Source organism: Rasiella rasia (assembly GCF_011044175.1).
Taxonomy (GTDB): Bacteria; Bacteroidota; Bacteroidia; order Flavobacteriales; family Flavobacteriaceae; genus Marinirhabdus; species Marinirhabdus rasia.
The window spans coordinates 3,255,774-3,281,148 of record NZ_CP049057.1; the positions used below are offsets into that span (position 1 = coordinate 3,255,774).

21 protein-coding genes are annotated in these 25,375 nt (G+C 37.1%); 9 read left to right on the plus strand and 12 right to left on the minus strand.

Features of this window, described 5'->3' with window-relative positions; all coding sequences use genetic code 11:
- Positions 1-88: 88 nt before the first annotated feature.
- From G5B37_RS14500 to G5B37_RS14525, 6 genes are all read left to right on the plus strand, one after another.
- Positions 89-2,887 (plus strand): T9SS type A sorting domain-containing protein, encoded by a 2,799-nt coding sequence (locus G5B37_RS14500; protein WP_164680732.1) that lies wholly within the window; start codon positions 89-91, stop codon positions 2,885-2,887.
- 83 nt (positions 2,888-2,970) lie between these two features.
- Positions 2,971-3,972, plus strand: a complete 1,002-nt coding sequence (locus G5B37_RS14505) for a glycosyltransferase (RefSeq protein ID WP_164680733.1) — start codon at positions 2,971-2,973, stop codon at positions 3,970-3,972.
- Positions 3,973-3,995: 23 nt separating this feature from the next.
- Complete coding sequence (locus G5B37_RS14510) at positions 3,996-4,946, plus strand: CdaR family protein (RefSeq protein WP_164680734.1); 951 nt, start codon at positions 3,996-3,998, stop codon at positions 4,944-4,946.
- Between the two features lies 1 nt (position 4,947).
- Complete coding sequence (gene coaE, locus G5B37_RS14515) at positions 4,948-5,532, plus strand: dephospho-CoA kinase (RefSeq protein ID WP_164680735.1); 585 nt, start codon at positions 4,948-4,950, stop codon at positions 5,530-5,532.
- A 74-nt stretch (positions 5,533-5,606) separates the two neighbouring features.
- Positions 5,607-7,169 carry a sensor histidine kinase gene (locus G5B37_RS14520; protein ID WP_164680736.1) on the plus strand — a complete coding sequence of 521 codons (1,563 nt, stop codon included), beginning with the start codon at positions 5,607-5,609 and terminating at the stop codon, positions 7,167-7,169.
- A gap of 3 nt (positions 7,170-7,172) precedes the next feature.
- Positions 7,173-7,889: a response regulator transcription factor gene (locus G5B37_RS14525; RefSeq protein ID WP_164680737.1), complete on the plus strand. Its 717-nt coding sequence runs from the start codon at positions 7,173-7,175 to the stop codon at positions 7,887-7,889.
- A 35-nt stretch (positions 7,890-7,924) separates the two neighbouring features.
- On the opposite strand, the gene miaA is transcribed toward G5B37_RS14525, so the two are convergent.
- From miaA to G5B37_RS14560, 7 genes are all read right to left on the minus strand, one after another.
- Entirely contained in the window at positions 7,925-8,848 is a 924-nt protein-coding gene (gene miaA, locus G5B37_RS14530) for a tRNA (adenosine(37)-N6)-dimethylallyltransferase MiaA (protein WP_164680738.1), read from the minus strand.
- A gap of 2 nt (positions 8,849-8,850) precedes the next feature.
- Positions 8,851-9,711: an ion transporter gene (locus G5B37_RS14535; RefSeq protein WP_263649812.1), complete on the minus strand. Its 861-nt coding sequence runs from the start codon at positions 9,709-9,711 to the stop codon at positions 8,851-8,853.
- 41 nt (positions 9,712-9,752) lie between these two features.
- Entirely contained in the window at positions 9,753-11,132 is a 1,380-nt protein-coding gene (locus tag G5B37_RS14540) for an exonuclease domain-containing protein (RefSeq protein ID WP_164680966.1), read from the minus strand.
- 42 nt (positions 11,133-11,174) lie between these two features.
- Positions 11,175-11,834, minus strand: coding sequence for a YggS family pyridoxal phosphate-dependent enzyme (locus tag G5B37_RS14545; RefSeq protein ID WP_164680739.1), 660 nt, complete (start codon positions 11,832-11,834; stop codon positions 11,175-11,177).
- Positions 11,835-13,073, minus strand: coding sequence for a DUF1015 domain-containing protein (locus G5B37_RS14550; RefSeq protein WP_164680740.1), 1,239 nt, complete (start codon positions 13,071-13,073; stop codon positions 11,835-11,837).
- 76 nt (positions 13,074-13,149) lie between these two features.
- Positions 13,150-14,037 (minus strand): 3-hydroxybutyryl-CoA dehydrogenase, encoded by an 888-nt coding sequence (locus G5B37_RS14555; RefSeq protein WP_164680741.1) that lies wholly within the window; start codon positions 14,035-14,037, stop codon positions 13,150-13,152.
- 60 nt (positions 14,038-14,097) lie between these two features.
- The gene (locus G5B37_RS14560) at positions 14,098-15,066 is read right to left on the minus strand and encodes a Gfo/Idh/MocA family protein (protein ID WP_164680967.1); all 969 of its coding nucleotides are present in this window, start codon (positions 15,064-15,066) and stop codon (positions 14,098-14,100) included.
- A 234-nt stretch (positions 15,067-15,300) separates the two neighbouring features.
- On the opposite strand from G5B37_RS14560, the gene G5B37_RS14565 reads away from it, so the two are divergent.
- Entirely contained in the window at positions 15,301-16,245 is a 945-nt protein-coding gene (locus tag G5B37_RS14565; protein ID WP_164680742.1) for an RHS repeat domain-containing protein, read from the plus strand.
- An 11-nt stretch (positions 16,246-16,256) separates the two neighbouring features.
- On the plus strand, positions 16,257-16,826 hold the full coding sequence (locus G5B37_RS14570) for a hypothetical protein (protein WP_164680743.1): 570 nt from the start codon (positions 16,257-16,259) through the stop codon (positions 16,824-16,826).
- Positions 16,827-16,855: 29 nt separating this feature from the next.
- On the opposite strand, the gene G5B37_RS14575 is transcribed toward G5B37_RS14570, so the two are convergent.
- A complete protein-coding gene (locus G5B37_RS14575) occupies positions 16,856-18,187 on the minus strand; it encodes a M28 family metallopeptidase (protein WP_164680744.1) in 1,332 nt (443 codons plus the stop codon).
- Positions 18,188-18,246: 59 nt separating this feature from the next.
- On the minus strand, positions 18,247-18,885 hold the full coding sequence (locus G5B37_RS14580; RefSeq protein ID WP_164680745.1) for a M23 family metallopeptidase: 639 nt from the start codon (positions 18,883-18,885) through the stop codon (positions 18,247-18,249).
- Positions 18,886-19,001: 116 nt separating this feature from the next.
- Between G5B37_RS14580 and G5B37_RS14585 the strand changes: the two genes are divergently transcribed.
- Positions 19,002-20,072: a helix-turn-helix domain-containing protein gene (locus tag G5B37_RS14585; RefSeq protein ID WP_164680746.1), complete on the plus strand. Its 1,071-nt coding sequence runs from the start codon at positions 19,002-19,004 to the stop codon at positions 20,070-20,072.
- Here the strand turns inward: G5B37_RS14585 and G5B37_RS14590 are convergent.
- The 3 genes from G5B37_RS14590 to G5B37_RS14600 form a co-directional block, all read right to left on the minus strand.
- Positions 20,064-21,782, minus strand: a complete 1,719-nt coding sequence (locus G5B37_RS14590; protein ID WP_164680747.1) for an amidohydrolase family protein — start codon at positions 21,780-21,782, stop codon at positions 20,064-20,066. The genes G5B37_RS14585 and G5B37_RS14590 overlap by 9 nt on opposite strands.
- 75 nt (positions 21,783-21,857) lie before the next feature.
- Entirely contained in the window at positions 21,858-23,405 is a 1,548-nt protein-coding gene (locus G5B37_RS14595; RefSeq protein WP_164680748.1) for a nuclear transport factor 2 family protein, read from the minus strand.
- Between the two features lie 109 nt (positions 23,406-23,514).
- The gene (locus G5B37_RS14600; RefSeq protein ID WP_164680749.1) at positions 23,515-25,320 is read right to left on the minus strand and encodes an acyl-CoA dehydrogenase family protein; all 1,806 of its coding nucleotides are present in this window, start codon (positions 25,318-25,320) and stop codon (positions 23,515-23,517) included.
- Positions 25,321-25,375 lie beyond the last annotated feature (55 nt).

Here is a 25,375-nt window from a genome sequence, read left to right on the forward strand (position 1 = left end):
TGTCACTTCATTTAATTATAATGTCGCTATAATTAAGAACTTAAAGAAGAATTTCTATATTTGTGTTAAATTTTTAACCAAATTAATTATGAAAAAAATTACTTTTTTATCAGTTTTGTTGATAAGCGCATTGAGCTTTGGGCAAAACGGAGCAGTGGATGGCATTTCCACTACTTCAAACCAAAATGTCACTACGAGAGTGACTAATAATACTGTAGTATCCTTTTCTGGAGAGATGGGACGCAGTAATGCTTCTTTTAACGGTACTGTATACCATAATCCTGAGTCTACAAGACAGATGCCAGTATTGGCATACGAGTCGGGGCCATACTTTAGTATAGCAGGTACACCAGATGTAAGTCTGTTGGAAGATACAACCCTATTAATGCAAAATTATGGGTACGGTGTTCAAGTTGTTAATGATAACCGAATTGCTGAAGATATTATTCTTGCAGACGATTATGATGTAACTTCTATGGAGTTTTTCGCGTATCAATCTTTTACGCCAACGGCACCTCCAACTATCAACGAAATTAATATGCAAGTTTGGGACGGAGATCCAAGTTTGCCAGGTAGCTCTGTTATATATGGTGATGCTACTACTAACGTACTTACTAGTGTAGTATGGAGTGGAGCCTACAGACAATTAGAAAGTGGTCCAAATACAGACCGTGCTATTCACAGAATTACAGTAGATACTCCAGGCTTATCTTTAGCTGCAGGTACGTACTGGGTAGACTGGCAAATTGGTGGTACAGCGACTTCAGGTCCATGGCAACCACCTGTTGCGATTTTAGGTCAAACAACAACAGGAAATGGAATGCAATCTATTGCGGGTACATGGGGAATCATGGAAGACCCAGGAACACTTACACAACAAGGAGCTCCTATTCGTGTGATGGGTGATTGTACAAGTTGTGCGTCATCTGCAACTACATTTACTACTTTAGGTGACCTTGAAGCTGCATGTCCAAGTGCAGTAGATTTCACAATGGAAGATTTTGCAGATTCAAACTTTGGTCCAAACAGTGTTTCTGCATGTGGTGTAGAATTAAGTAATGCTGGTGATGGTACATGTTATAATGCCGGTGTTTTAGAAGAAGGATTTAGTATTACCGTCGGTGCTGGCGGTGGTGGTGGACTCACAGTTTTGTTAACAACAGGATTTATAGGAGTACCAAGTGACTATGTAGGAGCAAACTCGTTTGCAGACTTTACTATTCTAAATTTTACTGGGCCAGATGACGTTTATAGTGCAGGATTCGACATTTTTAATAACTCTAATGTTGATACTGAAATACGTTTGTTCGATGCTGGAGGCATTCTAATAGATACTTTCACAGTTACTAATCCTATAAATACTGCAAATTTCTTTGGCTTTATTTCAGATGTTCCTGTAAGTCGTGTTGAAATTGAAGGTATTGCAGGATCAGGTGAATTAATCTCAAATCTTCTTTTTGGTGCGTGTATTGAAAATGATATTTGTACAGATCCGTTTGTGTTAACATGTGGTGATGTAGTTGCTGGAGATACTTCAGACAATACAGACCAAGGTGGTGCTAACGATTCTTTAGATGAGTGGTACTCTTTCACAGGAACTGGATTCGAACAAGTAGTTACTATTTCACTTTGTGATGGAGGAACAGCATTCGATTCTTTATTAACTGTGTACGATTCTTGCGGAGGCGCTGTAGTTGCAGACAATGATGATTCTTGTGGATTACAATCTGAAGTAAGTTTTACGTCAGACGGAACATCTACATATTATATTGCAGTTGAAGGTTTTGATGCTTCTGAATTTGGCGCATACAATCTAGAGATTAGTTGTGTTGTACCTTTTGATAACTGTGATATTGCAGGGTCTATTAGTTGTGGAGAAACCGTTGTTGGTTCTACTGCAAATGCTAGTCCAGATCTTGGTGTTCCAGATTGTGGTGGAGGAAATGATGCTCCAGGTCTTTGGTATGTAATTAATGATACTTCAGGATTAGTGACAGATTACACAGTTTCATTGTGTGATGGTGGAACTACGTACGATAGTAAATTAGTAGTATATTCAGGTGACTGTGGTGCTTTAGTTTGTGTTGCTGAAAATGACGATTCTTGCGGTCTTCAGTCTGAATTAACATTCCAAAGTGATGGTAGTTCTACTTACTATATACTTGTAAATGGTTTTAATGCAGCAAGCTCAGGAGATTTCTCTCTTAACTTATCTTGCCTTCCTGTACCTCCTTTCAACGATATGATTGCAAATTCTATAGACGTAGATGAGGCAGGACTTCCTTACACAGATCCAGCAGTGCCTATGCCAGCAGCTACAACAGAAGCAGGTGGTACTCCAGCGGTTTGTGATAATGCTGGTGTATTAGGAGTTTGGTACAATTTTGTTCCAGAACTTAACGGTACAGCTACTGCTGAAGTAATTAGCCCAGCAGGATATACTTCAGTTACTTTTTACACAGCTCCAGACGAAGATTCTGTAGAAACAGATCTTACGTTAGTAGATTGGTTCGATAACCAGTGTGTACCTGGAGCAGATGCTTCTATCCCTGTTGTAGCAGGACAAGCATACTACGTGTACGTTGCAAATCATGATGGTATTACTGATATCGTAATTGATGGTGACTTCTATCTTGGAGCAGATGATAACGTAATTCAAGGATTTAGTTATTTCCCGAATCCAGCAGATAACCAACTAAACTTAAGTTCTGGTAATGGTACAATTGAAAGTGCTGTTATTTATAACATCTTAGGTCAAGAAGTATTGTCTCAAAAAGTAGGAAGCAGCAATGCTCAATTGAATGTTGCAGGTCTTACAGTTGGAACCTATGTTTTAAAGGTTGTTGTTGATGGCGAATTAGGCATCTACAAAATTGTAAAGCAGTAAGCGATACAAACCTATAAATAGATTAACAAGTCATCCCAACATTAGTTGGGGTGACTTTTTTTATTACGTAACTTTGCGTCCCTATGAAGCGAAGTTATTCCTTTATCATTCCTGTATACAATAGACCCCAAGAAATTAAAGAGTTGTTGGAGAGTTTTTTAGTGCTGCAATCTAACCATGAATATGAAATTGTTATTGTAGAAGATGGTAGTAGTGAAACATCGGAAGCTGTAGTAAAACAATTTGAAAACTCTTTAAATATATCGTACTACACTAAACCAAATTCAGGTCCTGGAGATTCTCGTAACTACGGAATGAAAAAGGCTACAGGTAACTATTTTATCATCCTCGATTCAGACTGTTTACTTCCTTCTCATTATTTGGAAACTGTAGATTATTTTCTTGACAATAAGTACTATGATTGCTATGGCGGGGCAGACGCAGCACATCAAAACTTTTCAGATTTACAGAAAGCTATAAATTATGTTATGACCTCATTTTTAACTACAGGAGGTATTCGAGGCGCAAAAAAGAGCGTCAATAAATTTGAGCCTAGAAGTTTCAATATGGGAATTTCTAAGGAAGCATTTAATGCCACTGGCGGATTTGCGAAGATACATCCAGGAGAAGACCCCGATTTGTCACAGCGTATTCTAAAAGCTAATTTTGAAACTACCTATATTCCAGATGCCTATGTATTTCATAAAAGACGAATTTCATGGCATAAGTTTTATACCCAGGTTAAGAAATTTGGCCTCGTACGCCCCATCTTAAATAAATGGCACCCAAATGCAGCAAAAATCACTTTTTGGTTTCCTACCCTTTTTCTCTTCTTTGTTGTAGCGACTTTAGTTTTAAGCATTTTGGTTTCTTGGCTGCTAGCTTTACCATTGGTAAGTTATATTTTCATGATTTTAATAGATGCTAGTATCAAGAACAAAAGTATCTCAATCGGATTTTTAGCCGTATGGGCAATGTTCGTACAGTTTTTTGGTTATGGGATGGCATTTTTGAAGTCCACCTTTTTTATTCATTGGCTGAATAAAGAACCCGAAAAGCAATTTCCGAAGTTATTTTTTAAGTAACTTTTACCACAAATAAATAATCAATGGCAGTTTCAAACAAATCTTTTAAAAGCATAAAAGTAAATATGTTTTTTTTCTTTCTGTTACTTGCTATTGTGTTCTGGGCACTTACTAAATTTTCTAAAGAGAATACAGCTCAGATAGAGACAGCTTTTACGTACCAAAATATACCAGAAGAGTATTTGTTGGCTGAAGAGAACCCAAATAGCGTTAACTTTTATATCACCACAAATGGAATCGATTTTTTAATCTACAAAATAAAAAAACCTACGGTTGTAGTAGATGTGTCTAAATACTTTGATACCGATACAAAAGTTGCAAAACTAAGTGATGAAGAATTGAAAGATGAGCTCACTAAACAAATTGGCTATACTGGAACCATACGAAATCTTTCAGAAAAAGGTATCACAATTCAATTACAAGGAGTACAAGCTAAAAAAATTCCTGTGGTGGTAAGAGCAAAGATTTCTTATAGAAACGGATTTAGAGCATTAGACAGCGTCTATGCAGATCCAGACTCTATTTTAGTTTCTGGACCATCACGTTATTTAGATTCTATTACTAGAATTGCAACCAAGGAAGTAATTATAGAGAATGTTGGAGCTAACCTTTCCGAAGAAATAGCCTTACTTCCTTTACCCTACAAAGATTTAGTAACCAGAACTACAAGTGTTACCCTAAAACAAGAGGTAATGGAATTTGCTCAGAAAAAAATTACACTGCCTATTTCCGTAGAAAACATACCCGCTAACACAAGTATTAAATTAATTCCACAGCGTATCACAGTAACTTGTGTAATGCCAATAGAGAAGTTTAATACCATTTCTGAACAAGATTTTCAAGTGGTTTGTGACTATAACGACAGAAATACAGAAGAAAATTTTTTGTCTCCCACTTTAGTTAAAGTTCCTTCTTATGCAAAAAGTGTGGAGCTGTCACCTAAGAAAATTGATTTTCTCATCTTTAAAAAGTAATATGAAGATTGTTGGACTTACAGGTGGAATAGGAAGTGGAAAAACTACGGTAGCTAAGATGTTTCAAGAATTAGGAGTGCCAGTTTACATTGCAGATATTGAAGCGAAGAAACTTACTAATTCGTCTAAAATAATTCATCGAAAGCTCACTCAGCTTTTGGGCAAGGAGGCATATACAGATGGAGTGCTAAACCGCGTTTTTGTTGCAAAATTAGTTTTTAATGATGCTACCTTACTAAAAGCAGTTAATGAAATTATTCACCCCAAAGTGGCTCAACACTTTAAACGATGGGTTAAAAAACAACATGGACCCTATTGTGTGAAGGAAGCAGCAATTTTATTTGAAAATGGGAGCTATGTAGATTGCGACCTCACAATTTTAGTAACTGCCCCTGTAGAAGAGAGGATACGCCGTGTGCAGCAAAGAGATTACAATACTCGAGAGGCAATAGTGGCAAGGATGAACAACCAGTGGTCTGATGAAAAGAAAATTAAGCTGGCAGATGTAGTTATACACAACCTTGACTTGGCAAGTACCAAAATTCAGATTAAAAACCTACATGCAAAACTCTCAGAAGCCCCGTAATTAAAGTAGATTATTACTGTTAACATTTGGTTAAACCACCATTTCGCTAAATGTTAAAATCTTACTTTTGAGAAATGAACAAAAGGCTATTTTCCCTTCTTATTGCGCTGATGTCCTTATCCCTTCTTGGGATTATTTTTGTTCAAGGATATTGGATTTCTAATTCTTATCAGACCAAGGAAGAATACTTTAGTTCAAATGTAAAAAACTCACTCTTAAATGTTGCTGCAAAAATACAATCTAGAGAGTTAGATGATTATTACTATATCTACAGCGATATGGTAGATAGTATTGGAAGCCCAGAAAGAGTAACAATAAATGAACTTTTATACGCTACACGTGATGGGGGGGTAGATGAAAAAAGTGTTTTCTACAATAGTATACTCGAAGAAGATTTTAAATTGTCTACCAATATCTTAGATACAGAAATAGACAGTATTCAGTTTAAAAGATTAACCAATCGTAAAAAACGTATTATTTTAAAATCTGGTCTCGATGGAAATAATAGCAGCACTTCCGAAATTGAAACAATAGATAGACTTACTGATTTTGAACGAAACCAGTTTGACGCCGCTTTTAAGAATATCTCAGGGAAAAAGCCTATCCATAAAAGAACAAACAAGTTAGAAATTGACACCCTTCTAACAAAGGAACTTGCAGATCATAATGTGAATACTCCCTTCGAGTATGCAATTTTTAGTAAAACCTTAGCTACCAAAGTACAATCTGAAAATTTTGAATTAGACCCTGGCAATACTTATAGTACTCCACTGTTTGTAAATGAAGATCTTAACACCAAATACCAATTGTTTGTTGGGTTTCCTGGAAAAAAGAAGGAAGTGTTAAACAGTATTTTAGGTATGGCAGCGCTTTCTTTAGTGTTTACAGGAGTGATTGTGTTGGCCTATAGTAGTGCCCTCTCTCAACTATTTAAACAACGTCAAATCTCTCAGATTAAGAGCGATTTTATAAATAACATGACGCACGAATTTAAGACACCTATCGCAACTATAAATTTAGCCTTAGACGCGCTTAAAAACCCTAAAGTAAAAGATAACAAAGAATTTTTGAATCGATATTTAGGGATGATTCGTGATGAAAATAGAAGAATGCATGCGCAGGTTGAAAACGTTCTGCGAATTTCTAAGTTAGAGAAAAATGAGCTCGATTTACCTAAAGAACGTTTAAAATTACACGAAATAGTAGAAAGCGCAATTACCCATGTAGAATTAATCATTGAAGACCGGGGCGGCTATATTAAAACCCATTTTGGTGCCCTGAAATCGTCTATTCTTGCAAACGATTCTCATATGACCAACGTAATTGTGAATATGCTTGACAACGCTATTAAATATTCTGAGGATACCCCTAAAATTGATATTTATACTGAAAACGTTAAGAATAGTATCATTCTTAAAATTCGAGATCAAGGGATGGGAATGACGAAATCGGTTCAGAAACAAATTTTTGAAAAATTTTACCGTGAACATACGGGTGATATACACAACGTTAAGGGACACGGTTTAGGCCTTGCTTATGTTAAGCGGATATTAGACGATCACGACGCCGAGATATTCGTTGAAAGTGAGAAAGGCAAAGGAAGTACCTTCATTATTAAATTACACTTAATATCATAACTTATGGAAACTGAAAACAAAAAGATTCTCCTAGTAGAAGACGATCCAAATTTTGGAACAGTCTTAAAAGATTACCTCGCTATGAACGACTACGATGTGGTTCATGCTAAAAACGGAATGGAAGGTTTCGAAAAATTTAAAAAAGACGATTACGATCTTTGTATCCTTGACGTCATGATGCCGTATAAAGACGGTTTTACACTTGCTAAAGAAATTCGCGAGAAGAACGAAGATGTTCCAATCATTTTCTTAACGGCTAAAGCCATGAAAGAAGATGTGCTAAAAGGGTATAAAGTAGGAGCAGACGACTATTTAAATAAACCTTTCGATAGTGAAGTATTGCTTATGAAGATTAAGGCAATTATTCAAAGGAAAGCGACAGATTCTCTTGCAGACAGTAAGCAGTTCGAATTTGTTGTGGGTAATTTTCATCTTAATTCTAAGCTTCGCTTTTTAACCTATAAAAAGGAAGAGCCTAGTAAGTTATCCCCAAAAGAAAACGAGTTATTACGTCTATTAGCGTTGCATAAAAATGACCTGATGCCACGTGAATTAGCACTCACAAAGATTTGGAGAGATGATAACTATTTCACCTCTAGAAGTATGGATGTGTATATTGCAAAACTCCGTAAATACTTAAGTAAAGACGATGGAGTTGAAATTATTAATATTCACGGTGAAGGCTTCCGTTTGGTAGTAAAAGACGAAGTAGACCAATAATATAAGTTAAATAAGTGTCATAAACGCCACCTAATTTAGTTTGGGTTGGCGTTTTTGTGTTCTATAAACTCGCAAATTTCAGCGTGTGGCTTGGCATAATCGAACCAATGTATGGCTGTGTTTTTTCTAAACCAAGTGCCTTGTCTTTTGGCAAAACGCCTGGTGTTTTTTTTAATTTCTGAAACAGCTTTTTCTAGAGAACACTGTCTGTCTAAATATGTAAACAACTCTTTGTAACCAACAGTTTGCAACGCATTAAGATCTTTGTGCGCGTATAAATTTTGCACTTCTTGTAGAAGCCCTTGTTTCATCATTTGGTCTACACGCATATTAATTCTATCATACACCAATTGCCGGTCTGCTGAGAGTCCGATGTAAAGGGTATCGAATTTTCTTGCTTTTTTAGTTAGTGTTAGGAATGATGAGAAAGGCGTACCTGTGGCGCGTATAATTTCAAGGGCTCTAATTACCCTATGTTGATTGTCTATTGCTACAGTTTCAAAATATACGGGGTCTTTTTCTCGTAATTCTGTTTGTAATTTTGAAATTCCGTAGGTGTTAAACTCTTCTATTAACTGTTGTCTAATTTCTGGTGCGACCTTCGGAAAAGCATCTAAACCTCGCACTACGGCGTCTACATAGAGTCCAGAACCTCCCACCATAACCACAATAGGATGTTTCTTGAATAATTGATTTAAGGTATCAATTGCATCTCGTTCAAAATCGCCTACATTATAGGGTGTGAAAATACTTCGGTCTTGAATAAAATGATGTGGGGCGGCTTCTAATTCTTCGGGAGAGGGAACCGCTGTACCAATTGCCATTTCAGCAAAAAACTGCCTAGAATCTGCAGAGATAATTTCCGTAGAAAAATACTTGGCAACCGAAATACTTAAAGCTGTCTTTCCAATGGCCGTAGGACCTACAATACAAACAAGCAATGGTCTCTTAGTGGGCATTGTTAAAAGATATCTTCTGGATGCAAAGGAGTTCCGCATTTATGACAATAATCTGCATCATCTCTATGTTTCTTTGCATTGCAATTTCTACAACTCTGGCTATTTACGTGCACATAATCTGAGTCGTCTATTTTAGAACTTCCAGTGCTTTTAACATATTCTGCGCTTACAATTCCAGTAGGAACCGCAATGATACCATACCCCATAATCATAATCACCGCAGCAATTAGTTGCCCTAAGGGTGTTACCGGGGCTATATCGCCAAATCCAACAGTGGTAAGGGTAACAATACACCAATAAACGCTTACAGGAATACTAACAAAGCCACTTTCTTCTCCTTCAACAATATACATCAAGGTGCCTGCAATGATCGAAATAATAAGTACGGCAAATAGAAATACCAGTATTTTTGGACGACTATCAAGCAATGCTTTTCTTAGCTTGTTAGATTCGCCTATGTAGCGTGTTACCTTGAGTATTCTAAACACTCGTAGCAGTCGCAATGCTCTTACAGTTAGTAAGAAATTGCTTCCAGCTAAAATAAATGACAAGTACAACGGAATGGTAGATAGAAAATCGATTACCCCGTAAAAGCTAAAAATGTATCGTGCAGGACGCTTAATGGTAATAATTCTGGCAATGTACTCGAATGAGAAGAAGATAGTAATAACCCATTCCCCATAATATAGATAGTCATACACCTCTGGTGGCCATCCTCGTACGCTTTCAACCATAACAAAGATAACACTCAGTAAAATAAGAATGAGTAGCACAACGTCAAAGAGTTTACCCATGGGCGTATCTGCCTCATAAATGATTGTATGTAAATCTCTGCGCCAGTTATGTTTTTGCGTTGGTTCCAACTACAATTAGGTTTTGTATATATAAAAGTAAGTAAGTTTCTTTAATTTACAGTGTCTGTCGCTAACGGAATAATTTTTAGTACACGCCGTTTCTTTAGATATGACTGAATAATGTGTTGTGCATCTCTATTATTACTCATAGGAGTAATGATAGATTTAAGCACTTCTGGATTGTTTATTTGATAGTTTAAATTGTAAAATCCGAAGCCCTTATAGTTTCCATTTTCAATTAAAATTACAGATCGCTCGTCTACATCGCGCCCTCGGTCTACTATTAGCATATGTTGCTTTTCATAGCTATTGTCATCCAAAAATAGCTGTACTCTAACGTTATAGTCTTCAGATGCCTCTCTTTGTATGCAAGCTCCTTCACAATTCTGTACTGTATAATTAAAACAATTTCCTGATGTTTTGTGAAGACCAGTTAATTTCTGACATAGATTATATTTTTCTGTAATGGCAAAGAGCGCAGATTTTGCTTTTTGGTAATTCGTAAACGTAGTAATAGGCTTTTTCTCTTTGTGTGCCTTCTCAATCTTCAGGTTAATATAGCCCTCATCATCTTTAAAAGAAGCAAGCTGGTACTGAAATAATGTTTTGCGCAGTGCTCTATTGTATATGGGCTTGTTTGTTTTTATCTCCTCACTTTCTTTAAGAAGTGCAATTAATTCATTTCCAGTGAGCTCAAAAGTTACTGTAGCTACCTCAAGTTGTATTTTTTTAGACTTTCTATTATCACTTGTAAAATGCTGCGTAAGCCTTTTCTTGATGTTTTTACTCTTACCAATGTATATAATGGTGCCATCTTCTTTGTGCATATAATACACACCTGTTTCTGAAGGAGCACTCGCAATAATATCTAGTAGTTTTGTATCTAAATGACGTTTTGGGTCTTTTCGAACCGATGCCTGAATAATTTCTTTATTTACGTCTTTTTGAAGTAACATTTTAAATAACTCTACAGTTGCTTTTGCGTCACCTTGAGCTCTGTGCCTATCTGTAATTGGTATGCCTAGCGATCGCACCAATTTACCCAGACTATACGATGGCATATCCGGAATTAAATCTTTTGAAAGCTCTACTGTACAGAGTGTACTCTTATCAAAATCGTATCCCAACCGATCGAATTCTGTGGTTAGAATTCTATTGTCAAACTTGGCGTTGTGAGCTACAATTATGCAGCCTTCGGTAATTTCAATAACACGCTTAGCAATTTCATAAAATTTAGGGGCGTTGCGGAGCATTTCATTGTTAATACCTGTAAGATTCACTACAAACGGCTGTATTTTACGCTCCGGATTCACCAAACTACAAAATTGATCTACAATTTTGTGTCCGTCAAATTTATAAATAGCAATTTCTGTTATGCCTTCTTCATTGTACTTACCACCGGTAGTTTCTATGTCTAGTATTGCGTAAATTCCTTGAATTTTAAAAGTTAGTTCCTATTCTTAATTCTTTTGCTAAATCGTATTGCGAGCTCCAAAAATTGCACTGCCTACACGTACCATGTTGCTACCTTCTTCAATAGCAATGGTGTAGTCACCGCTCATACCCATACTCACTATGGTTAGCTTTTTTTGTATACTTCGGAAATCGTCGAAAATGCGTTTTAGTTCTTTAAATTCACTACGCACCTGTTCTTCATTCTCGGTAAATGTAGCCATTCCCATAAGCCCAACCACCGAAACATTTTTATAATTCTGAAACGCTTCTGAAGTAATTAATGTTTTAGCCGCTGCTTCACTCATTCCAAACTTGCTGTCTTCTTTTGCAATCTTAATCTGAAGTAAACAGTTAATTACGCGGTCGTTTTTCTTAGCTTGCTTGTTTATCTCTTTTAGCAGTCGTTCACTATCTACAGCATGAATTAAACTCACAAAAGGTGCCATGTATTTAACTTTATTTCGCTGTACATGGCCAATCATATGCCACTCAATGTCTTTGGGCATTTCTTGCCATTTTCCTTCCATTTCCTGCACCTTATTTTCTCCAAACACACGCTGTCCTGCGTCATAAGCCTGCATGATTTCGGCTACCGATTTGGTTTTAGATACCGCCACCAAGGCAACATGCCGTGGTAAACTTTTTTTTATGGCAATGCAATTTTCTGAAATACTCATTTAAAATTCATAAATGGTTACACCGCTTCGCAGTTTTGGTTCAATGTAGGTGCTTTTAGGAGGCATTATAAGTCCTTGGTCTGCAATTTCTTTCATTTCTTGAGTGGTAACTGGCAGCATTCCAAACCCAACGGTATACGTACCTTGGTCTACTAAAGATTTAATATAAACCAGATCTTTTTTTCCATCTGCGTAGCCAATTCTCGTGTCGTTGCGTACATCGTCAATACCTAGAATTGGTTTTAAGATGGTAGTGTATAGAATTTGAGTGTCTAATGCGTCAAGCGCATTGGTTATTTCGTAGTTGTTTTTCCGCAGGTAAAGGGAATAAAACTCCCCATCTAAATACATACTAAAATGATGCTTTTTAGAGGGTTTATAATACGCAGTACTTCTATTTTCAATACGGTACTGGGCATCTAACTGAATTAAAAACTCTTCTTTAGACAAGCCATTTAAGCCGTTAACCAGTCTATTAAATTCATATATTTTTAAGTCGCTTTCGGGTATTAAGAAGCTCATAAAATAGTTATACGTTTCTTCCCCGGTATGATTTTTATTCTGTTGCTTTTTATCATCTGCTAACAAGGCAGAAGATGAACTTCTATGGTGCCCGTCTGCAATATAAACAGCATCAATTTCGGCAAAATGTGTTTTTAACTTATTTACTATTTCAGGATCACTGATATTCCAAAGGTAATGTGTGTCGCGATACGTAGTTGTAAACTCATACTCTGCCCGTGTACTCATTACTGAGGCTATAATTTTTTCAATAGCAGGATTGTTTGGGTAGGTGAGGAGTACTGCTTCTGCATTAAAACCAACAGTTTCAAGATAATTTTTAAAGGTATTTTCTCTATACTCTATGGTCGCCTCGTGTTTTTTAATCCTATTCTTCTCATAATCTTCTGCGCTCGCTGCCGCTACAATTCCTCTAAATTCGTCGCCATCACGATTTACGATTTTGTAAAAATAGTAACAAGGGAGATCGTCTTGCATAAAGATTTCATCCTCCTTAAACTCCTGATATCTGTTTCGAACTAGCTCATACCGCTGGGCACCAGAAATTTCCTTTTGATATTTAAAGCCTGGATTTAGTATCTGTAGAAACGAAAACGGATTATCCCGTAATCTAGATTCTCGTTCTTCTGCTGTATAACTTTCATAAGAGCGAGACGCCAACAAGCTCACCTTATCTCGAGTAGGGCGTACCGCTTTAAATGGAAGTATTTTAGGCATTTTTTGTTTATGAATTTATAAGTTTAATAGTTGACGAGTAAAAGGTAGTACATCAAAGTTAAACTTCTCTGGGTATTTATTTAAACATTGTAGCTACGTTCTCTGCTTTTCTGCTTTCAGAATAATCGTAAAAACCTTCGCCACTCTTAACACCTTTCTTTCCAGCCATTACCATGTTAACCAAAAGTGGGCAAGGAGCATACTTCGGATTTTTAAAGCCGTTGTACATAACATTGAGTATAGAGAGACAAACATCTAGGCCAATAAAATCGGCTAACTGCAAAGGTCCCATTGGGTGCGCCATACCAAGTTTCATAACCGTATCTATTTCTTCCACACCAGCAACACCGTTATATAAAGTTTCAATAGCCTCATTAATCATAGGCATTAAAATACGGTTGGCAACAAATCCTGGATAATCGTTTACCTCTACAGGTATTTTTCCTAGTTTTTCTGAAATTTCGGCAACAGTACTATACGTCTCCTGACTTGTACTATAACCCTTAATAATCTCTACCAGTTTCATGATAGGCACAGGATTCATAAAGTGCATTCCAATCACCATTTCAGGACGCGAAGTTGCAGCCGCAATTTGGGTTATAGAAATAGACGAAGTATTACTAGCTAAAATTGTGTCATCTGGGCAGAACGTATCTAGATCTTTAAAAATCTTAAGTTTTAAATCCACGTTTTCAGTAGCCGCTTCTACCACAAGTCCGGCGTATTCTACACCTTCTTCTAAACTTGTATACGTAGTAATGTTACTTAGTGTACGTTGCTTCTCTTCTTCGGTAATACGTTCTTTAGCAACCATTCTATCTAGGTTCTTGGCTATAGTTGCCATTCCTTTGTCTAACGAAGCCTGAGAAACGTCGATGAGTTGAACTTTATAATCTTTTTGAGCGAAGGTGTGGGCGATTCCGTTGCCCATGGTTCCTGCTCCTATTACTGCTACATTTTTCATATTATTTTCCGCGAAAGCGAATATCTTTAGTAGGGTTAAACTTCTATTGTTTATACGTATTTATAAACTTTTAAAATTTTCTATAATTTGCATGGCTACCGTTAATGCCTGAGCCCCTTGTTCTAGAGTAACTTTAGGCGTCGATTTTGTTTGAATGGCATCTGCAAAACTCTCTAGCTCATCTAAAATTGCATTGTTTGCATCTATCTTAGGGTTGTCAAAATAGATTTGTTTCTTTACACCTTCGGCATTGGTGAGAATCATGGCGAAATCGTCCGGATTTTTGGGCGCGTCTTTCATTTTTACCACTTCACACTTTTTCTCCAGAAAGTCTACTGAAATATACGCGTCGCGCTGGAAAAATCTAGCTTTACGCATCTTCTTCATTGAAATTCTACTTGCTGTTAAATTTGCAACACAACCATTTTCGAATTCAATACGCGCATTTGCAATGTCGGGAGTTTCAGAAATAACAGAAACACCACTAGCATTAATAGTTTTTACATTAGACTTTACAACACTTAATATAGCGTCTATATCGTGTATCATTAAATCTAATACAACAGAAACATCTGTACCTCGCGGATTAAATTCTGCCAGTCTATGTGCTTCAATAAACATTGGGTTATCTATCATATGGCTTACTGCCATAAACGACGGGTTAAAACGCTCTACGTGTCCTACCTGCCCTAAGACGTTATGCTTGGCGGCTAGTTCAAGTAAATCCTTAGCTTCTTGTACCGTATGTGTAATTGGTTTTTCAATAAAGAGATGTTTCCCTGCGGTTACTACTTCTTTTGCACAATTGAAATGGTGTATGGTTGGTGTAACAACATCTACAACATCACAGGCATCTATTAGCGCTTCCATAGAGGAAAAGCTCTTATAGCCAAACTCTTCTTCAATTTTTTTTGAAGCTTCTTGGTCTGCATCATAAAAACCAACTAACTGATATTTAGAAGATTGGTTGAGTAACTTGAGATGAATTTTTCCAAGGTGACCTGCACCTAAAACTCCAGCGTTTAGCATGGGCATAAATTTTTAGCAAAGGTAAGAGTTTCAAAGTACAATTGCGAAAGTAGGTTGGCCAAATAGAGAATTGCAGCTGGCAAAAAATAACACGCCTCACTGCACAAAAGTTTTTATGTACAACCTCGTGGTAATGAGTTGATAATCAATTAATTCAAAATAGGGCAATTGCCTTATGGATTATCTAAAAGCATCGTAATACGTTTACAAACGTAATCACGTAACAAATACGATATGAATTTTAAAAACAAGTTTTTATTTCTCACATTGCTAACTTTTTTGTTCTTACTCGGTTGTAAAGATTCAACTTCTCAAGTAACAAATGAAAAGGCTATAAAAAATGAGGTTGTTCTTAAAAAGCGCCCACAAACACCACCTATTAAAGTAAAACGCGAGTTTATAAGACTAGTTGGAGAAACCACTTCGCATACTGTTGAAGAAACAAAATACAATAAAGATGGAAACGCTGTAGAAATTACGGCATATGATTACTACGGTTCAGGGAAGCAAACGCGAACCACTTTAAACACCTATTCATCTGCTGGTAATCTAATTGCCTCTACCGATACTAACGAAGGTGTTATCACCAATTATACGTACGCTTACAATACGGAGAATCAGAAGATAAAAGAAACTTGGAGTCGAGAAAACGGACAAGGAAGCTCTACTAGCTTTATATACGACAATCAAGGTAACGTTGTAGAAGAAAAGAATTTTACTGCAGATGGAACAGAAGACTTTTCTCGTATTTATGAGTACAGTTATGATGCCTTCGGAAATATTACGGAAGAAAAAAAATGGGAGAAATATTTAGATGGTAGCGACAATTTATTGGTATATCATTATGCGCAAGAATTTAAAGACAACGTGTTGGCCTTTAAAATTAAATACAACGAAAGTGGAAAACCAACAATGGCCGAAGAGTATATTAGCAATGAAAAGGGGCAGACTATTGCTATCATTGAAGGATCTAGGTCAGGAAAGTTTAAAACAGAATTTCTGTACAACGACTACGGAGAAGTAACAGATAAGAAAATCTTTAAAATAGCCGAAGACGATTCAGAAGAGTTAAGTATACACAATGTTACATCATACGATAAATACGGTAACAACTTAGGTACAGTAGATAAGGTAGTAACAAAACCAACAGCAAAACGAACATTTACATACGAATATTAAAAACCAAAACTATGAGAGTACTTTTAATAGTGATAGCATTTTTAGTCATTGGAATGACCAACAGCAATGCGCAAGAAGTTTACAACAAAAAGGAGGCTAGAAAAGAAGCACGAAGAAAAAAGGCAAAGAAAAAAGAGAAGATTGCTGTAGTAAAAACTGTTCCAGAAACTGAAAAAGTGGTTGAAAAACCGGAATCTACGCAACAAGAGACAACTGATGAAACTACAGAAATGACTATGTTCTCTGGAGAAGTATTCGGAGGAACAGACGAATCATTCACCCTAACGCTGCAGAATGATAGGGTAACTATCATATTAAGTATGGGTGCCATCATTTTAAAAGTGGATAATAAAAGAATGGTTGAGCAAAACGGAGTGCAAACTATTGTTTATGATATTGTTCAGTCTAATTTGGAAGGTATGAACTGGAAAGAACTTACATTTCTAGATATCTCTAAAATGTCTGAAGCCGATAGAATAAGCAATACGGGTACTAACTATACTCCAAGAGGTTATGTGATTAATGTTACTGGTTCACCTGAATTACGATTTTTTGGCGATAATACGGTAGGTAAGCTCTAAAGTTTTTTTACGTTACTGCATTAATATCGCTATCTAAAAATAGCATTCGGAAAAGTTACAACACTTTCATGCCCATTGGGGCCAACGGCAGCTATTCCGAAGAAAAAATTATCTATAACAATGCCATCAAGTGTAAATTCAGAAACGTCACCTACAAAACGGCTATAGTCCCAAGTAGGTGAGGTGGTGTCTCGCCAATAAATTTTATAGCCTATGGCACCGTCTACCTTATCCCACTTAAATTTTGCTGAAGGGGCTACTATTCCGCCAATCGCAACATTTTTAGGTGAGGGTGGTGCCCAAGCAAGACTTGCCATTGTTATTGCGTTTACGGCAGTAAGTTTTTTTGCATAATCGAAGTTCACAAATTTCAGCTTATCACCATACTCAATACCATCTTCTACCCTAATATCTTGATGTTGTTGGGTGTAGTTTTCATGGGCTTCCATGATACGTATACCCGCATAGCCTAAGTCGTTAAAAGGTCGGTGATGCCCTCCTCTTCCAAAGCGGTCTAACCTGTAAATCATCATGGGATTCATTTCTGGCATATACGTTTTGGTAGTAGTGTAGACATAACGTGCCAATTGTCTTGAAACGCCATCAACTTCGCCACCGTAAAATCTTCTTCTTCTGCGCTGTTCTTCTGTTTCGGTTGGAGGAACAGGTTCAGAAAATATTCTAAAATCTACATTGCTAATTACCCCATCTACCCCTTTAATATTTCCGATCATATCATTATTAAGCACACCAATAATGTCCCATCCTTGTTCCTTAGCATATGCGGCGAAACCAGCACCACCAAAAAGGCCTTGCTCTTCACCACTTAAACCTAAATAAACGATGCTGCTTTCAAATTTATATTTAGACAGGACACGCGCAGCTTCTATAGCACCGGCCATACCGCTGGCGTTGTCGTTGGCACCTGGGGCATCTTTTGTAAAGTCACTACCGTCGCTATTTCGAGAATCGATGTCGCCACTCATTATAATATACCGGTTGGGATATTTAGTACCTTTTTGCACTGCAGCCACATTAACTATCCAGGTATCTCGAGGTACGCGTCTGTTGCCTTCAGCTTTTACAAAATCTTTCTGGTAAAACACATCAAGACAGTTATTGCACGAAGTAGAAATGGTTTCAAACTCTTGTTTAATCCATCTACGTGCAGCACCAATTCCCCGGGTAGTACTTACGGTATCACTAAATGTGTTTCTAGTGCCAAAACCCGCAAGTGTAGTAATATCTTGTTCAATTCTATCTGCCGATACCGCTGCGATAATGTCGTAAATTTTTGGATTGGTTTGCGCAGATCCAAAGCTCACAGTTAGTACGCAGAGCGATAATATTATATTTTTCATAGTGCTTTTCTTTAGCACTAAATTTACTGAAAATAAGATTGATATTGGTGCCTTGTATTTTATTGGTAGCGAAGAGCTGTATATTCTTTTCTAGATTCAGGACCGTATGGATTGGCAGTGGTGTTTTTATAATTATAGTGGGTAGATACATACGGATATTCCCAAGAATCTTTAGTTAATACAAAATGTAAATGCGGATAACCAGCCAAGCCTGTTGCTCCACTTTTACCAATGGTATCTCCCTGTGTTACTAGATCTCCTACTTCGGCAATAGCTCCGTTTCTGGTAAGATGCATGTATTGGCCATAGGTGTTGTCCTGATGCTTTACAACTACCACATTATTAGGAAACTCGCCATCTATGCCTCGTTCTTCAACAAAAACAACCTCACCAGCCCTAGATGCGGTGATAATACTACTAATAGGCATGGCAAAATCTACGGCAAATTGATCTGGCTCTCCCTTACTATGATATGAGCCGCTACAGTGACTTAAGTGCACCATATATGTTTCGCCAACCGGATAGGGCAATACGTATTGAGAAGTTTCCCAATTATCATATGATGTGCCTTGGCAACCTGCGGTAAAATTACCCGTTCCTTCTGGTGGCTCATAGACAGCTGATTCGGGTTCTTCGTCATTTTTTGCACAACTTAGACACAGAATAACTCCCAACACTAATAGTATATACGATTTCATCTTTTTATTTTAAATGTAGGCAGGATCTTACCATTAATGCGTTTTTTATGGTTATTTTGAGATAAGAATAATTATTTTTAAAAAGAAATTAGAGTGGGAATTCTACCTTCGTCCATATGATTGAGATACTTCGATATTTTATTTTCTTTTATTGTTTTCTTGGCGTTTTTATTGCAGGAGGATTGTTTTTTAAAAATAGGTCGCCTGCCAATTTAATGTTGGCATTGTTTATTCTTTGCTTTACCATAGAGCAAATAGACTTTTTATATACCACTAGCAATGTGGTACTCCAATATCCCGCTTATTACCTTTTTGCATATCCAATTTGTTTTTTGTTTGGGCCTAGTTTATGGTTGCATATTCAATTTGTTACCAATCCTAGTTCGCAATTTCGCTGGAAACATTTATTACATCTCTTACCCTTTGTACTCTTTGTTGGCTTCGCACTTTCCCCATTATTGGCAATGAGCGGAGCTGAAAGAATGGAGTATACAAGAAGTCATTTTTTAACAGAAATGATGCCCTTAAACTACCTACGTACAGGTCATGTAACATTGTATGGGGTGTTAATGGTGTTTAGTATTGCCAAAAACGCCAACTATAAAAAGAAGATAGGGGTGTATCTAACATTTCTCACCTTCATTTATTTAATTACTGCTGTGTTGCAGGTGTATCTTACCCTGTTTGCAGATAGTTACAGGCAGTTCTCCATCTATTTTTTCTTGGCTTCTACAATTTTCTTGATTGTTGGATTTGTACTGTATAAATATCCTGAAGTGTTGCAGCAGTTGCAGCAATTACAGCAAAAATATTTTACAAGTACCATAAAGCAAACCGATAAAGCTAGAATTGCCAAAAAGATTAAGAACTCCAGAAAAGAGGAAGCTTTATTTTTAGACAGCGCATTAAACCTAACAAGCTATTGCAATGCTATAGATGAAAAACCGCAATATGTGTCTCAAGTTTTTTCTGAAACATTTTCTACTTCATTTACGCATTTTGTAAATGCTATTCGAGTAGAGCGTGCACAGATAATACTTACTAATCCGAAAATGGACACATTAAAAATTTTAGCTGTTGCTTTTGAGTGTGGTTTCAATAACAGCGTTACCTTCAATAAAGCATTTGTTCGTGAAACAGGAGTAACGCCAGGTAAATATAGGAAGAACCGAAAGTTGCTATCTTAAAAAGGTGACTTTCGATATTTTACCTTCGTTTACTTCGTAAATGGCAATTACGCTAGAATAATTATCTCCAAAGCGAACATATTCCCGGTCTATTACTTTGTTGTTTAAGGTAATTCTGTTTTTTATCTCGCAATAGAGGTTGGGTACTTCTTCAAACATTTTAGCGAATTGTTCGCGCATTTGTACCTTACCATCCATTGAGAGTACTTCTGGAAAGTTGTAAATTTTCACATCATCGGCATACGTATCCATAAAAGCATCAATATCTCTGGCGTTATACGCGTTTACCTGTCTTTGCACGATTTGCTCTGGAGTTTCTTTATAGATTTCTGAAGCTTTTAAAACCAACCCATCTTTTAACGTTATTTCAATACTATTGAGATTTTCTAGACTTTCAAGTGGGTTCGCTGTTAGCATAATAAGGTCTGCTATCTTTCCTTCGGAAATCGTCCCTAAGGTAGCATCTAATCCGAAACCTCTTGCCGCATTACTCGTGGCAGCTTTTAGCACTTGCGGAACAGTTAGCCCAGCATTCTGCATTGCCTCTAATTCTTGTATGTAAGAAGATGCATGCATGGTGCCAATGTTTCCGGCATCTGTACCTGCCGCAATGTTTACACCTTTACTTTGTAACAACAGTAGACTTTCACTCATTAATTTAATCTTTCCGTCGTAATACGTAATAAAGCGTTCTTCGTTATCTCTAAAACGTTTTATAAATGGTGTGACAGTTGCATGGGTATATTTTTTTAAATCGGTCATCGAACGATACGTCATCGGATTGGAAAAATACAAGTCTTGTTTGTGGTTGTCAGGCTTGGCTAGAAACGCTTTCGCATAGTTTTTAGATACAATAAGTGTTGGGATGTAGGTAACATCATTGTCTAATAATAACTGCGCAAATGCCTCGTCTGCTGGTTCGTCATCGATGCTGTGTACTAAAATATCGGCACCTGCCTTAACGGCTAACTCGGCTGTGTTTTTTTGAGTAGCATGCACCGCCAACTTCATGCCGTTGTCATGCGTTAGCTTTGAGATATGCGTTATAATATCGTAGTTTTTCTCTGCTGTTTCTTCTTCGCTGGCTATATACCATATCTTAATAAAATCAGGTTTGTAGGGTAGCATTTTGTTAAAAAGCGCTGTAGCCTCTTCTTTCGTCGTAATTTTTTCAATGGGGGCATCTTCTAAATCGGCAAATGCCTCTGGCTTGTACGGAGAAAATAAAGGGCCGGTAACGTATACATTTGGAGAGATGGTTGTAGCGGCACTACTATCTCTAATCTTAAAGTTGGAGAACGGACCTCCCACGTCCATAATGCTAGTAACTCCTAGTCGGAGATATCTATTAAAACTATCAGGAACCATAGCTTCAGCAAACGCAAGCTCTTCTTCATAAGATACGGTCTCTGTCATATTTATTGCATCGGGTCTTGTGTATAAACTTCCGGTCTGAAAAAAATGGATATGAGTGTCAATCATCCCAGGCATGATATACTTTCCTGTTCCATCTATTGAGGGAATTTCTATCATTGCTTTTATTGGTTTGTTTGAAATTTTCTTTATTAAACCATTCTGAATATGAATGTATTTCGGTTTCGACACTGTGCCTTTCTCAACATCTACAATGCTTATGTTTTCTATCATTACATGTTGTGAGAACGCCGTTATTCCGAAGAAAATAGTGAAAAGAACGTACAAATATTTCATAGTCTATTTTTATAGGGTAAGATTCCAATTTCTGCTTGCAAGGTATCTAGGTTTTTTAAAGTGTATGTATAGTTTTTATTGTAAAAATGTAACTGCGCATATTTTGCCATCACAAATTTCATAAATAGCTATAGCGCTAAACTGTGTACCGTTGGCAGTAATAAGCTCTTCATCAATTACTATGTTGCCAATAACCATTCTATTTGGTACAGTATAATGGAGATCGGGTGTGTTTTCAAAAAATTTGGTAAAACCAACTTTCATAGTGTCGTGCCCTGCTGTGCGTAACTTATTCGGAAAATTATAGGTTTTAATCGTATCTCCATAGGCCTGCATAAAGGCATCTATATCGCGGTTATTATATGCCTCCATTTGTGCCAAAACGGGCGGTAACGGATCGTCGGCTTTTTTATTTCCAATAAATGTCATGGTTTGTATAAGACCATTTTTGGTTTCATAAACAGTAACTTGTCGGTTGGAACGTCCATTTACCGTAGCAACTTCTTCGTCAATAACATAATTGTTTAGTACAATTCTATTTTTTACTTCAACATGCCAGCTTTCATTGTTTTTATAGAAATTCGCATAACTTGACTTTAGTTGGTCTCGACCAACAGATATGGTGTCTGAAGGGAAACGACTCACTAACACGTTTTCAGCAAATGCATTGGCAAATAAGTCTAAATTAGCTTCGTTAAAAGGTTTAATGTGTACATCTACTATGGAGGCGGGTGATGGTTGTTTCTTTTCTGCAGCAAAAGCAATATGCTTCTTATCTGGACTCACTGCAATACGCGTTATATTTTCGATGTTATTTGCTGAAAAATCTGCAACTTCAACCCATCGAGCGGGGTCAAAGAGGCTGTACGTATATAGTTTAGAACCACTACCAATAACCAACGTTGAAGCATCTAACCAAGCGTGATCCTGAATTCCTGTGGGTAACTGACACACAAAGTAAGTCTCTTCGGCATTGTTCACATCTACCAGATAAACATCATGATTTTTTTCTTCGTTTACAATGGTATAACTTACCGAATCGCTATTGGGAACTTTATGAATTGATCTTCCAGAATTTTCGGCATACAATGTAGCCTGATCTTTTTTTATATCGGCAATAATTAAGTCTAGTTGTCCACCAGAAAGTATCGATGCCACTAAAAAATTTTCATCGTAAAAAGCATAGTATGCAATCTCTAACTCGCTCAATAACATTTCGTAATCACCAAAACCAGGGTTGGTATAATCATAGGCATATAATCGCTGCAATCCGGTTGTGTCTAGTCGTACTGCTGTGATTTTATTTTTATTGGGGTAGGGCATGGGTGAATATTCTCCTCCTGCCGTTTTTGCATTTACGCGGTGTTTGGTTTTTTCTGAAATATAATACATTTGAATCTCCGTCTGCCCATCTTCACTTCCTGCATACAATACTTTGTTGTTGTCTAAAAAATGAGGCTGATTGTCGTACCCTGAGCCGTTTGAAATATTTTGAAAATTAGCAACGGTAAATGTACTATCGGTTACTGCTACATCTAATAGAAATACATCTGTATTAGGTTGAGCTATAAGCGACAAGGAAAATAGTAAAGAGAATATGGGAATAAGAGAAACTGCTTTCATGAACTTTTTTTGATTTTTAAAGATACGAAGATTGTATCATAAAAAAGCCGCTCTCTTTCGAGAACGGCTATCTTCAATTTAACCTATTTAATTTAACTAATCTATAATTTTAGAATGGGTATTTTCCTTCTGCGGAAACTTTCTCCGCAATTAATTTACGCATAGCGCCAATATTTGGCATATTTTGATATTTGGTAAAGCGCTTTAAGCCCATCAACATCATACGTTGCTCATCACCTTCAGCAAACGAAATAATCGATTCTTTTGCTTTTACCGAAATAATATCTACAGCATGGTACAAATACAATTGCGACATTGCTATCTGTCCTTCTTGACTTTTTTCTCCAGAACGCTTCACGTTTTTCTCAGTACGTAAAATAGTACTTTCGGCCATATAGATTTCAATTAAGATATCTGCAGCCGCCATTAACATTTGCTGATGTTTTTCGAGGTCTGGACCAAATTTTTGAACAGCAGCACCCGCAACCATTAAAAAGACTTTTTTCAACTTTTTGATCATTTCTTTCTCTTCAGAAAACAATTCAGAATAGTCTGGTGTATCAAAAGACGGAATTCCTGTAAGTTCTGCTGCTACAGCTTGAGCAGGGTTTAAAAGATCTACATGCCCCTTCATTGCCTTTTTAACAAGCATTCCAACGGCAAGCATGCGGTTAATTTCATTAGTACCCTCGTAAATACGAGCAATTCGTGCATCTCTCCACGCTGCTTCCATTGGAGTATCTTCACTAAAGCCCATTCCGCCAAAAATCTGAATCCCTTCATCACTACAGTTCTGAATGTCTTCAGATACAGCAACTTTCAGAATTGAACATTCTATGGCGTATTCTTCAACTCCTTTTAATTCTGCTTCTTGGTGACTATTCCCTTCAGCAATACGAATATTAATACGGTCTTCTATATTTTTTGCGGCTCTGTAGGTTGCACTTTCACCTGCGTATGCAGCTGTAGCCATTTCGGCTAATTTCAACTTAATTGCTCCAAAGTTTGCTATGGCAGTGTTAAACTGCTTGCGTTCGTTAGCATATTGAGCAGCTGTGGTAGTAACACGACGTTGTGAATCTAAACAGGCTGCGGCTAACTTAATACGTCCAACATTTAAAGCGTTCATCGCAATTTTGAATCCGTTTCCTCTTTCAGAAAGCATATTCTCTACAGGAACTTTAGTATCGTTAAAAAACACTTGGCGCGTAGAAGAAGCTCTAATTCCGAGTTTGTGTTCTTCTTCACCCATTGAAATACCATTGGTTGGATCATTTTCTACAATAAAACCAGTAATATTTTTATCATCTTCAATACGTGCAAAGACAATCATTACATTACAGAAGCCAGCATTTGAAATCCACATTTTTTGCCCGCTAATGAGGTAGTGTTTTCCATCTTCGCTTAAAACCGCTTTTGTCTTTCCAGAATTTGCATCACTACCCGCACCTGGTTCGGTTAAGCAGTAGGCGCCAAACCACTCACCACTAGCTAGTTTTGGTACATACTTCTTCTTTTGTTCTTCATTTCCGTAGAGCGTAATAGGCATAGTACCAATTCCAGTATGTGCTCCAAAAGCCGTTGAGAAAGATCCTGTTCCACTAGAAATATAGTCGCATGTTAATACTGTAGAGACAAAGCCCATTCCCATACCACCGTATTCTTCTGGAACGGCAACACTTAAAAAGCCAAGAGCTCCTGCTTTGCGCATAACTTCTTCTGTGAGCGCATAATCTTTCGCTTCAAAGCGATCTCTATGGGCGACAATTTCACGGTCGTTAAATTCCATCACCGCTTCTTTCATCATGCGTTGCTCTTCATTAAAATCTTCTGGCGTGAATATATCTTCACAAGCGGTTTCTTTAACCAAGAATTGCCCGCCACGTAATATGTCTTTTTTTGTTTCTGTGTTCATGTTACAATTTTTATATAATGGATAGTGTCTGTTCGCGCGCAATCGAGAATTATAA